Raw genomic sequence first — 12910 nt, 5'->3', positions numbered from 1 at the left:
AATAGATCATGAAATTAACTTTATTGATTAATGGAGAAAAGGAAATTTTTCAGTTACCAGATTTTATTCCAGCGCGTTTAATTCGCAAGTCAACAGAGCTTGCGGAAATTCCAAGCAATCCAGATAAAGCAGATTTAGACAAAATGGTTAAGTATGTGACGGAGGTTTATGGAAATCAGTTCACAGTAGACCAGTATTGGGATGGTGTGGACGCTCGTAAATTTTTATCGACAACAACAGAGGTCATTAATTCTCTTATAAATGAAACAGTAGAAGCAGCAGGTGGTACAACTGGGGGGACAAGTGAAGACCCAAACCAATAGAGGGAGGAGGGCTAACGTTCAAGGAATTTATGGACGAGCTCTACCTCTCTTTATTGCGTCAAGGATATAAACATCATCAAATCGATAATGAGATGGATATTTGGCATTACCTAAGACTAAATCAAAAAAATAGCCAGCAAGGAAATGTAGAAAAGGAAAATTCTAACGAAATCTACGTTCCTGCGGAAAACATTATCTAGGGAGGGAGGCGGAAAAATGGCAAATGAAATCAATAACTTAGTTGTCCGACTGTCTCTGGATAATATTAATTTTCGACAAGGTATCGCAAATTCTGGTCGTGCAGTACGTACATTGCAGAATGAACTAAGGTCTATCAGTACAGGTATGGGCGGATTTGCAAGCGCAAGTCAACAAACACGTGCAAAAATGGATGTTTTAAACCGTATTATTGAAGCACAAAAAGAAAAAGTTAGAGCCTTAAGACAAGCATATGATCAAAATAAGGCGAAACTCGGTGAAAATAATGCGGCTACTCAGCGATATGCTGCACAAGTAAATAGAGCTGTAGCAGATTTAAATCGTTTCGAAAATGAACTTAAACAATTAAACCGACAAGCAGAGCAAAAAGGAATTGAGAAGCTCAATAATTCGTTAAAAGCATTGCAAGCTGAATTCCGATCCATCACCACCGGGATGGGCGGATTTGCGAACGCCGCGGACCAAACGCGAGCTAAAATCGATGTTTTAACACGAATGGTTGATAAGCAAAAAGAAAAAGTTAGAGAATTACAATCTGTTTATAATCGTGTAAAAGCAGAAGAAGGCGAAGCGAGTCAATCGGCACAACGTTATGCGGAGCAAATTCATAGGGCTACTGCTGAATTAAATCGATTTGAAACAGAATTACAGCGTTCCAATCGTGAGTTAGAGCAACAAGGCAATCGCTTATTAAACTTTGGTAATCGTATGGAGACGTTGGGGAATCATCTACAAAATGCTGGTGCTCAAATTGGTATTGTTTTTGGTGGGATGACCTATGCCATAGGACGTGGATTGAAGTCAGCGGTAACCGAGTCTATGAATTTCGAACAGCAAATGGCAAACGTCAAGGCTGTTAGTGGTGCTACTGGTAACGAAATGAAAAAACTCAGTGATTTATCAGTTGAAATGGGAGAGAAAACAAAATTCTCGTCTGTGGAAGCAGGTAAAGGTGTAGAAGAGTTAATAAAAGCAGGTGTCGGTTTAACGGACATTATTAACGGTGGTTTAGAAGGCGCTCTTAACTTAGCAACAGCTGGAGAATTAGAACTAGGTGAAGCGGCTGAGATTGCATCTACAGCACTAAATTCATTTAAGGCAGATAACCTCTCTGTAGCAGAGGCAGCTAATATTTTATCTGGCGCAGCTAATGCTTCTGCTACAGATGTACGCGAATTAAAATATGGATTATCCATGGCATCGGCAGTCGCGGCTGGTACAGGTTTAACATTTAAGGATACCAGTACGGCTTTAGCGGTTTTTGCACAAAATGGATTAAAAGGTTCTGATGCAGGTACATCTTTGAAAACGATGCTTCTTAATCTAGTACCTTCTACAAAAGAAGCGACACGTACTATGTTTGATCTAGGTCTTGGTGCAATGGATACAAACAAAGCTATGCAATTTCTTGAAGAAAGAGGTATAAAACCGCAAGGAAGTTCATGGGAAGAGTTAGCTCAACAAATTCATAAATACCTTGAAGAACAAGAAGGGTTAGGACGTTATACAAAAGAACATGCGAAAGCATGGGAAAAATTATTAGAAGAGCAAAATATGTATTCCAGTGCTTTTTATGATGCCCATGGAAAAATTAAATCTTTAGCAGATATATCTCAATTACTTAAAGAAAAACTTGCTCATTTGACCGATGCGCAAAGGCAACAAGCTCTTCAAACGATGTTTGGTACTGATGCTATCCGTGCAGCGAACATTCTATATAAAGAAGGTGCTGACGGTGTAAAAAACATGTATACAGAAATGTCTAAAGTAACCGCGGCGGATGTTGCAGCTACAAAGATTAATACTTTATCAGGTCGTATTGAATTATTGAAAAGTGCATTTTCAACTATGAAAAAGACAATTGGTGATGCACTTGCCCCTGTTATTAGCGTGTTTGTTGCTGGGTTACAAAAACTTGTTGATGGATTTAACTCACTTCCCGCTCCTGTACAAAAGACAATAGCGATTATAGGTGGTGTTGTACTTGCTTTAACTGCAGTTGCCACAGCTATTGGTGTAGTCCTAGCGGCAGCTGGAGCGATAGTATCGGGAATTGGAGCATTAGCGACTGCATTAGGAATTGTAGGTGGTGCGGCAGGTCTTGCTAGTGCTGCAGTGGGTGTATTAGGAAGCGCAATTGCTGTTTTAACGGGGCCAGTCGGATTGGTAGCAGCTGCACTCATCGGAACAGGTGTAGTTGCTTATAAAGCGTATCAAAAGGCAACTGAAGATAGTATCGACAGTGTAAATCGTTTTGCCGAAAATACGGAAGGGAAAGTAAGTTCTTCTACAAAGAAAGTTCTTGGTGAATATTTTAAGTTATCTGACGGTATTAGACAAAAATTAACTGAAATTAGATTGAATCACGAAGTAATAACAGAAGAACAGTCGCAGAAGTTAATTGGTCAATATGACAAATTAGCTAACACAATTATTGAAAAAACCAACGCAAGGCAGCAAAAAGAAATTGAAGGACTTAAAAAGTTTTTTGCTGATTCATATGTTTTAACTTCTGAAGAAGAAAACAAACGTATAGAACAATTGAATCAACACTATGAACAAGAAAAGTTAAAAACACAAGAAAAAGAGAATAAAATTAAAGAAATTCTTCAAACAGCTGCTCAAGAAAAACGGGAATTGACTACATCAGAAAGGATTTCTATACAGGCTTTACAAGATGAGATGGACAGAGTTGCGGTTGAACATATGACCAAGAATCAAATGGAACAAAAGGTCATCTTGGAAAATATGCGTGTACAAGCGAGTGAGATTACAGCTAGACAGGCAGCGGAAGTTGTAGAGAATAGTGCCAAAGCAAGAGATAAAGTTATTGAAGATGCGAAAAAGACTCGTGATGAAAAGATTGCAGAGGCAATTCGTCAGCGTGATGAAAATAAAACGATTACTGCTGATGAAGCGAACGCAATCATTGCAGAGGCAAAACGCCAGTATGATAGTACAGTTTCTACAGCGAAAGATAAACATAAGGAAATTGTAAACGAAGCAAAAGCGCAGGCGGGTGAACACGCAAACCAAGTTGACTGGGAAACAGGTCAAATTAAATCGAAATATCAAGTCATGAAAGATGATGTAGTTCAAAAAATGCGGGATTTATGGTCAGATGTTAAAAATAAATGGGAAGATCTAAAAAAATCTACAAGCCAAAAAGTAGAAGAAATAAAAAATACAGCTTCTCAAAAATGGGAGGATATGAAAAAAGCTGTACGAGATAAAATGCAAGAAGTAAAAAGTAGTGTGCAAGATAAATGGCAAGAGGTAGAAAAATTCTTTAGTTCTATCGATTTATTTTCTATTGGTAAAAGTATCTTAGAGGGACTTGGAAGAGGAATAGATGCAGCTTCTGGGGGTTTATTTAGTAAAGCTGCAGGGATTGCTAAAGAAATTAAAGATACTATTTCTGGAGCGCTTGAAATAAATAGCCCAAGTAAGGTTATGATCCCTTTGGGTAGTGCTGTTCCAGAAGGCCTTGGAGTGGGTATAGATAAAGGACAAGTATTTGTTGTAAGCGCCGCGAAAAGGGTAGTAGGTGCTTTAAACTCTCAAATGAAAAATATTGGACCAGTATTTTCTAGTATAGCATCAGATGGTTTACGTAAGATTTCAGAACAAGATTTGTTCCAATTAAACGGCAACGACCCGCTTACTGAATATTTCAATGCAATATTTGTAGATGGAGATTGGCAAAACGATTGGATTACACATTTACCTGCTAATATGCGCGATATTGTTAAGAATATAGGGAAACAATTCGAACGTTTCGCAGGACTAACAAAAGTCGAAGTAAATAGATTTCCAAAATGGCAAGAGGTTTTATCTGATAATCCAGAGGAGATATGGTACAGACCTTTAGAACCACTGACTCAACAAAGTTACATGACGTCGTTAAATAAAGAAATCAATCTTACTGTCAATATGACAAACTCACTAGATGGAAAAGAACTATCAAAAGGAACGTATCGTTATACAACAGAGTTTCAAGATCGTGAAATGGAAAGAAGAAAGCAATTTGAGGGGTGATGATATGTATGGGGAAATTAGGATTTTCATTTAACGATATTCGAAAAGATTATATTCTCATGTTAGTTGGTAGGAAGCGCCCAACGTGGGCTCCAATCAGAAGGAGATTAGTAAGAGTCCCTCATCGTGCAGGGGCTTATTTAATGAATACCGAAACAGAGGAACGTCGTATAGACGTTCCTATTTTTATTAAGGCCAATAAAGATATAGCTGATTTACAAAAAATAAAAGAGGATTTGGCAGATTGGTTATTTACTCAAGAACCAGCTGAATTAATTTTTGATGATGAGCCAGACCGAACATACCTTGCTGTTGTCGATGGTGAGCTAGATCTTGAGGAGTTAGTTAATAAAGGAAAAGGTGTTATTACTTTTGTTTGCCCAATGCCTTATAAACTAGGAAAAATGCAAACTCATGCGTTCGAACGAACTTGGACAACAGAAATAACTTCTCGCTTTAAGAATGCTGGGAGCGTAGAAGCACCTGCACTAATTGAGATTGATGTGGAACAACCCTCGACATTTTTAGACGTTTGGTTCGGAAAATATCCTAGCGAAAGAAATTACTTCCGCATTGGCTATCCCCTCACTGTAGAAGAAAAAACGGTACAGGAGCGCGAACGTGTCATGTGGGATGAGATGTCTACTACAGTAGGATGGACTCCTGTTACAGGTCAATTTGACGATATGAAGGGTACGGGCTCTTTCAAAGTGAGAGATGGTTACGCGCTTTATTGTGAGGATTATGGGAAGGAAAAAGGATTTCATGGCGCAATCGCCAAGAAGAATATCCCGTCAGGACCGCTTCAAGACTTTGAGATGGAAGCGTGGGTGCGTCTGAAATCAGCGAATATCGGGCAAATGGGGCGTGTGGAAGTGCTTCTTTTAGATGAAGCAAGCAACATTGTTACACGTATCAATATGAACGACCTCTATTGGGATGCTGAACTGACAAAAGCGCACATGAAAATCGGAAATGCCGGAACACCAGGTAGTTTACGTAAGTTAGTCGATACAAACGGGTCACATCCTAATACGTTTAACCAATTCTACGGACGCTTGAGAGTAGCTAGACGAGGGAATCAATGGTCTGTATATGTAGCGCGTTTTAAAGATGGAACGGAGATTGACGATGCTTCATTAGTAGAACGCTGGATTGACGAAAGTGGAAATCCAATGACTAGCAGAAAAATAGCACAAGTTATGATTTCGATTATGGCGTGGGATGTCAATGATCCAGTTTCAGTGATGAGTATCGATGACTTAAAAATCTGGAAAGTGAATAAAGTACCCGAAAATACCAAGCCTTATATTTTCGATAAAGGCGATAAAGTCGTTATCGATGCCGAGAAAAGTTTGGTGACGATTAATGGTAAAGATGCGATAAATATCAAAGATATTTTCAGTGATTTTCCAGTTGTGATACGTGGTGATAACAGGGTTGATATTATGCCGGGCGATGTAGGCGTAGCAACGATCAGCTTTAGGGAGCGATACAGATAATGAAGATGAACGGAATTTTACATGTCGTAGACTTTAAAACAGAACAAATTGTATCAGCTATCCAGCCGGACGATTATTGGGACGATAAACGTCACTGGGAACTCAAGAATAATGTAGATACACTTGATTTTACAGTGTTTGATAATACAAAACATGCAGCAACTCTTATGCAGCAGAACTTAGTATTAAAAGAAGTTAGGGACGGCCATATTGTTCCTTATGTAATTACTGAAATTGAAAAGAATTCTAATAATAGGTCAGTAACTGTCTATGCATCGGGCGAGTGGATTCTATTAGCTAAAGCGGGATATATCATGCCGCAACGAATTGAAAGTAAGACAGTAAATGAGTTTATCGATATGGCATTGCCAGGAACGAAATGGAAGCGGGGACGTACAGAATATGCAGGCTTTCACACGATGACTATCGACGAACCTATCAGCCCACTTAAATTTCTAAAAGACATAGCTTCTTTATTTGATTTAGAAATTGTTTATAGATGTGAAGTAGCGGGTTCACAGGTGGTGGGCAGATACGTCGATATGGTAAAAAGACGTGGGAGAGTTACGGGTAAAGAAGTTACTTTGGGTAAGGACTTAAAAGGTATTGTACGCAGAGAAAACTCTCAGAACATTTGTACAGCACTTTTCGGTTTTGTTAGAGGTGAAAATGAAAAGATAATCACCGTCGAAAATATTAATAATGGTCTCCCTTACATTGTGGACAACGATGCATTTCAAAGGTGGAGTGAGAACGGTCAACACAAGTTTGGATTTTATACACCAGAAACCGAAGATTTAAACATGACAGATAAACGTCTTATGACATTAATGGAAATCGAGTTAAAAAAACGTATTAATAGTTCTGTCAGCTATGAAGTTGATGCACAAGATATTAGTCGTGTGCTCGGCTTAGCACATGAGGAAATCAATGAAGGCGATACAATTCGAATTAAGGACACGGGCTTTACACCGAAACTTTATTTAGAAGCAAGAGCGATTGCTGCTGATGAATCATTCACAGACCCTACACAAGATAAATACGTATTTGGTGACTATCGTGAGATTGTGGACCCGAACGAAGAATTAAGGAAGCTATACAATAAAATTCGTGGTTCTTTAGGAAGTAAAGCGAATAAAGAGTTACTAGAGCAATTGGAAAAGTTAGCAGAACAAGCAAAAGGTGAAGCGGAACAAGCCATTAGAGAATCACAAGCAGCAAAAGATCTATCTGAGAAGCTGAAAGAAAATATAGAACAAAATATGGTTGAAATCATTGAATCAGCTAATCCACCGACTACGAACCTTAAGCCTAACAAGACCCTTTGGCGTGATATTAATGGGCGGCCAGGAATTTTAAAGATATGGACAGGTGCTGTTTGGGAAACTGTTGCTCCAGACATTGAACCTTTAAAACAGGAAATCGAGTCTACGAAAACAGAGTTAAATAAAAAAGTAGAAGTTGTTCAAAATGAACAAGGTGAAGTGAATCAAAAAATTGTGGAAATGGAAAAAACGAATGTAGGATTTAAAACTTCCATAGAAGAATTAACCAAACAAGGTAATGAAATTGGCGATAAGGTTAATACCATCGAACACACTGTGGAAGGTACACAACAAACAATCACTGATATCCAGTCCACAACAGATACGCTTACAAAAACGACAAACGAAATGAAGCAAACGGTAGATACTAATAGTTCAACAATTCAAAAAGTACAGCAGGATCAATCGATTATTAGCAAAGATGTGACTCAAGTTAAACAGGCGGTAGGTAGCTTAGAAACAACTGTTAAAAATGTTACTGAAGCTCAGACAGAACAAGGACAGGTCATTTCACAACAATCATCTCAAATTAAACAACTGAGTAATGAAGTGAGTTCTAAGGTTACAGCGAAGCAAGTTGAAGAATACATCGGTGGTATTGGGTCGCAGAACAAGTTGATTAACGCTATTTTCACAGAAAAGAAAATAGATGATCGAGGGAATGAACTTTCTAAAACGCCTTCTTATAAAGGTTGGAAAGTTTATAGTGGGGCTGGTGGAATTGTTCAACCAGACTCTTCATTAACAAAAGATAATGACTATACAATAAAGGTCCAAGTTTCTGATCAGCCAGATAATAAATATTATGGCATAAGCCAAACAATTCCTTGTCAACCTGGAGAACAGCTAGTTGCATCTGTATACATTTATACAAAAGATAAGTCAGTCATAGATCAGAGTGGTGCTTTGGAATTAAAGTTTAATAATGGCAGCACTCATATTAAACAATTCTCAAAAGAATTTGAATTTGTTAATCATAACTGGGTTCGTATCGTTTTACCTGTGACAGCACCAAATGAACCTATAACTCAAGTTGAATTTCGTTTACAGCTTAGGAGAAACGGAGAAATTTGGTTTGCTCATCCAATGTTGCAAAATGGGACAAAGCCTTCTAGTTTCTTTCCGAACCCTAAAGACTTAACAAACTATCAAGAAACGCTTGATAAACTTGCGGATAAGGTAGCGACAGAAGAATTTAACAAAAAGACTACAGAGCTGTCTTCTGCTATTGAACAAACAAACGAAAGTATTAAATCCAAAGTAGAAAAAACTGAAGTGTACACCAAAGAACAGGCTAATGAGCAATTTGCAACTAATGCTTATGTAAAAACAATGGAATCAGTCATTGAGCAAAATGCTGAAGAAATCAATTTAAGGGTAAAATCCGGAGAAATTGCGGCTGCTCTTAACATGACACATCAACAAGTTCTAATTAATGCGAATAAAATCAACCTTGTTGGCCATGTAACAGCTCAGCATATTAAAGGGCAAGTATTGGAAGGGGTAAAATTAAAAACATCAGCCGATCCACAAACAGGAAGATATATAGAAATTAGTCAACGGAATATATTCTTCTATGATGACAAAAACGAAAAAAGAGTTTATTTAGGTTTTTACAACAGACCAGACGGAGGGTTACAACCTACATTTATGTTAGGACGTGGTGCTGGTGATGCTGATAAATTAAGCGGAACAATGGCTCTTACTCAAATAGTCCCTAAAATTAATGGACAATACGATTATTCGCGGGCTGTAGGTCAATTAGAAATGATTACTTATTATAATGCAAATGAGAATGCGTTTAGTTCCGATAATTATATACGATTTTGGAGACAAAATAGTGGCATGACTATTTTTGCAGCAGGTCAACTCCTGCTTGAATCTAATAACTTGATTGACATATCAACTAATTGGACTCATAGTGAAGGGAAAAATATTCAGTTAAAAGCAACGAGAAATTTTTATGCGGAAGCTCACAATGTAGTGGATTTAAGGGCGAATAATGGATTTTTCTTTCCGGATTCGAAAGGTCAGTGGATTTTTCCAAAAAAAGACCTAAATCCAGGTAAAAATTCGATTGCATTCTTTGATAATGGTAGTGATGCAGATTTAAGGCTTGCGTATATAAGGATAAGGAGTTCTCATATACATGAGTATTCGAATAAAGTTCAGTTCATAAGATCGGGTGACAGCTCAACGAAATATGCGCCTATAGAAATCGGCGCTCTACGTATTTACAAACAAGATAATATCGCTACTGGTAACATTTGGGCTGAAGGGAAGATATATTCAGAAGGTAGCCCAGTTACTAGTTCGAAAAAATTAAAAACAAATATAAGGGACGTTGACTTTAGTCCGCTTGAAAAAGTAATGTCTCTTGAATTGAAGCAATATAACCGCAAGCACGAAATTCCCACTCTTTATAAAATGCGAGAAAATAAACCATCGGATAAAACAGAGCCGTATACAATTAATGATATTCGAACTGAATATGGATTTATAGCTGATTATACTGATGAGGTGTTTAAGGATGATGAGGTTGAAGCAATCGAACTTTATGCTCTTTCTTCAATTTCAGCAGGAGCCATAAAAGAATTGAACATCAAATTAGAACAAGAAAAAAAGGAATTACAGAATCGTATTACCGCGTTAGAAGATTTGGTTCAAAAACTGATAAACGAAAAAACAGAGCAGCAATAGCTGGTCTGTTTTATTTTGTTTTAAAAAGGGGGGTGGATAAAGTGGAGGGGTTACAAGAGGTAAGAAACGACATGCAAGAAATGAAGCAAGAAATCAAAGAAATAAGGTTTGACATTAAAAGCTTGGAAATGCGTACAACAGGCAACGAAAAAGATATTGATAATATCAACAAACAGTTAGATAAAATCAGTGCTAACACGACTTGGATTTTACGCCTCATTGTTGGTGGAATCGTGGGAGCTATTCTTACTTTCTTATTGAAAGGGGGTGGTATGTAATGATTGAAATGAGCGTAATGATTGGCATTGTCGTTGGCCTTTCACAGATTGTAAAGACAATTGGATTACAAACAAAATATGTTCCGTTATTAAATGTAACGCTTGGCATTGTGCTAAGCGTTTTATTTTTGGATGGAGATATCAAAACGGGTGTATTTAAAGGAATCATCATTGGACTGTCAGCAAGTGGATTGTTTGACCACACAAAAATTTTGAAAAAGGATGCTGATATGAAATGAAAAGGGGAATGAAGTGGAGTTTTTCAATTGCAGTAACATTTATTTTAGTGCTATCTATTGCTACAAGTACATTCGCTGACAGAGTTTTGATTATTCCAGATTTACCTAAGATTCCATATAGAAATGGTGTAGGGGCTTATGAAGGTGTTGTGGCGCATAGTACAGCAACTCCAGAAGCGCCAGCAATTAATATTCAAAAATACGAGTCTCGTACATGGCGTAATGCATTTGTTCATTATGCGGTCGATTGGAATGAAACAATTCAGATTGCATCCGCAAATTATATTGCATATGGTGCAGGGCCATACGCAAATAAACGATTTGTGCATGTAGAGCTATGCGAAACAGCTGATTATACAAAATTCAAACGTTCATATGAAAAATACGTAAAGTTATTAGCAAAAATCTTGCGTAATCGTGGTTTATCTGTAGAAAAGGGATTGTGGACACACAGCGATGTAACGCACTATTTAGGTGGTACAGATCATGAAGATCCACTATCTTATTTACGCAAGCATGGTGTATCAGAAGCACAATTTCGTGCTGATGTAAAACGTGCATATCATAATTCAAATGTAGAAGTGTCTGTTCCTGAAAAACCTTCTAAACCAGAAGAAGTTCCAACGGCTGTTACAGACGGTATTGCTTATATCGAAGGATACAACGTTAACTTACGTAAAGGGCCAGGGACAAGTTATTCTAAAATTCGTCAGTTAAATAAGCCAGAAGCATATATTGTATGGGCCGAAAAAGATGGATGGTTAAATCTTGGAGCGAATCAATGGATTTACTACAATCCTTCTTATGTACGATTTAATAAAAAAAGCACAGTCGATTCCTCGATTGTCGGGAAACGTGTTGTTTCTAAGGTTAATAACTTACGTTTCTACAATTCTCCGTCTTGGCAAGATAAAGATGTAGCTGGTACAGTTGATGCAGGATTAGGATTTACGATTGATGCAAAAGTAACTGTTAACGGTTCCCCACAATACAAAGTGCACAATAGTAAAGGAAAAACATACTATATCACAGCGAGCAAAGCCTATGTATATGTGAAGTAAAAAGATGGGTCTCCGATTTAGGGGACCCATCTTTTTTATTTCCATTCAATTAGAGTACGCTTATTACATCTACGACAAATAAACCCCTCGGCCTTATGTACAACATATTGTTTTTTAGTACAATTTGGACATTTTACAAGCTGCTTTCCCATCGCTCCATATATAAAAAGGACAGAGAAAAATGCCAATCCTATACCTGGCAAAATCCCGATTATAGTAAAAAGTAATACTACTGAAATTAATAAGCCAAACACACCAATTAGAAAGTATATAAGTCTTTTTAATTGGTTTCCTGTAGAACTTTTCTTTTCTTTCAATTCAATAATAAAAGTTTCTCCGTCAGCTGTTTTTCGTAACTCCATAAAATTCACTCCTTTTCTTCATTCCATATGTCCTCCACTTTCATATCAAGTGCTTTTGCTATACGCATAGCGACCCGTAATGTCGGTTCACTTTTTCCTCTTACTATCATACTTAACGTTTGATCTGTTATTCCAGCACGTTTCGCTAATGCTGATTGTTTAATCATTCTTTCAGCTAAAATTACTTTCAATTTACAATTCATAAAATCCCTCCTTTTAAAACATTCAATCAATCTTTTGAAAAACCTTTTGATTTTTTTATTATTGGACAAACAAGTTTGCGACTTCTAAGTCATATACCTATATCAAGACCACGAGGAAGCCTACGTGGAATCAAGGACATCAAGAAGGGAGAGAGGTATATGCGTTGGCAGTATAATCATTTAAACACAACTCCATATCTACATCCTTCAAAAGAATTGCGTCAAATGTACAACGAATCTAGGTCAAGAGCAGAGACGGAATCCATTCTCAACCATATGAAAAAGCACAATGTATTCAATGATAAGGACTACAAAGGATACTTTAGTCTTTCGCAAGTTGTTGAAGAAGATTTATATGGAGAGGAAGAAGATATTCTTAATTGGGAAATTTTAATGGATTGCTACGATGTTGTTCTTACAAGATCGGGGATTAAATTTCGTGAGAAGGAAGAGGAGGAATAAAGATGACACTTGCAGGGGAAGCAATGATTATTTGGACGGCAACAGGCTTGTCTGTAATTGGAATGAAAGTAGCTGAAAAAATGGGAAAGAGTATTCCACATTGGCTTCCAAATGTCACCTTGTACACAACGCTCACAGGCTCGTTCGTATACCTTCTACGTTATGTTCTCGTTTTGTTTCTATGAAGGAATGTGATGT

General features: G+C 37.4%; 11 protein-coding genes. 9 read left to right on the top strand and 2 right to left on the bottom strand.

Going from position 1 to position 12910, the window contains the following annotated elements:
• The first annotated feature begins 8 nt into the window (after positions 1-8).
• From gpG to BCER98_RS13055, 7 genes are all read left to right on the top strand, one after another.
• Complete coding sequence (gene gpG, locus BCER98_RS13085) at positions 9-323, top strand: phage tail assembly chaperone G (RefSeq protein WP_012095031.1); 315 nt, start codon at positions 9-11, stop codon at positions 321-323.
• A 216-nt stretch (positions 324-539) separates the two neighbouring features.
• On the top strand, positions 540-4580 hold the full coding sequence (locus tag BCER98_RS13080) for a phage tail tape measure protein (protein WP_012095029.1): 4041 nt from the start codon (positions 540-542) through the stop codon (positions 4578-4580).
• Positions 4581-4588: 8 nt separating this feature from the next.
• Positions 4589-6082: a distal tail protein Dit gene (locus BCER98_RS13075; RefSeq protein ID WP_012095028.1), complete on the top strand. Its 1494-nt coding sequence runs from the start codon at positions 4589-4591 to the stop codon at positions 6080-6082.
• A complete protein-coding gene (locus tag BCER98_RS23180; RefSeq protein ID WP_012095027.1) occupies positions 6082-10107 on the top strand; it encodes a phage tail spike protein in 4026 nt (1341 codons plus the stop codon). The genes BCER98_RS13075 and BCER98_RS23180 overlap by 1 nt, the downstream gene beginning before the upstream one ends.
• A 41-nt stretch (positions 10108-10148) precedes the next feature.
• The gene (locus BCER98_RS13065; RefSeq protein WP_041809928.1) at positions 10149-10385 is read left to right on the top strand and encodes a hemolysin XhlA family protein; all 237 of its coding nucleotides are present in this window, start codon (positions 10149-10151) and stop codon (positions 10383-10385) included.
• Positions 10385-10624, top strand: coding sequence for a hypothetical protein (locus tag BCER98_RS13060; RefSeq protein WP_012095025.1), 240 nt, complete (start codon positions 10385-10387; stop codon positions 10622-10624). The genes BCER98_RS13065 and BCER98_RS13060 overlap by 1 nt, the downstream gene beginning before the upstream one ends.
• Positions 10621-11685, top strand: a complete 1065-nt coding sequence (locus BCER98_RS13055; protein WP_012095024.1) for an N-acetylmuramoyl-L-alanine amidase — start codon at positions 10621-10623, stop codon at positions 11683-11685. Before BCER98_RS13060 ends, BCER98_RS13055 begins: the two co-directional genes overlap by 4 nt.
• 35 nt (positions 11686-11720) lie before the next feature.
• Here the strand turns inward: BCER98_RS13055 and BCER98_RS13050 are convergent, their stop codons facing one another.
• Complete coding sequence (locus BCER98_RS13050) at positions 11721-12047, bottom strand: hypothetical protein (RefSeq protein WP_041809926.1); 327 nt, start codon at positions 12045-12047, stop codon at positions 11721-11723.
• Positions 12048-12052: 5 nt separating this feature from the next.
• Positions 12053-12250 carry a helix-turn-helix transcriptional regulator gene (locus BCER98_RS13045; protein ID WP_012095022.1) on the bottom strand — a complete coding sequence of 66 codons (198 nt, stop codon included), beginning with the start codon at positions 12248-12250 and terminating at the stop codon, positions 12053-12055.
• A 159-nt stretch (positions 12251-12409) separates the two neighbouring features.
• On the opposite strand from BCER98_RS13045, the gene BCER98_RS13040 reads away from it, so the two are divergent.
• Both BCER98_RS13040 and BCER98_RS13035 read left to right on the top strand, forming a co-directional pair.
• A complete protein-coding gene (locus tag BCER98_RS13040; RefSeq protein ID WP_012095020.1) occupies positions 12410-12712 on the top strand; it encodes a hypothetical protein in 303 nt (100 codons plus the stop codon).
• Between the two features lie 2 nt (positions 12713-12714).
• The gene (locus BCER98_RS13035) at positions 12715-12897 is read left to right on the top strand and encodes a hypothetical protein (protein ID WP_012095019.1); all 183 of its coding nucleotides are present in this window, start codon (positions 12715-12717) and stop codon (positions 12895-12897) included.
• Positions 12898-12910 lie beyond the last annotated feature (13 nt).

Source organism: Bacillus cytotoxicus NVH 391-98 (genome assembly GCF_000017425.1).
GTDB lineage: Bacteria > Bacillota > Bacilli > Bacillales > Bacillaceae_G > Bacillus_A > Bacillus_A cytotoxicus.
Note: the sequence above shows the minus strand (reverse complement) of the source record. Positions and strands in the feature narration are given on the sequence as shown.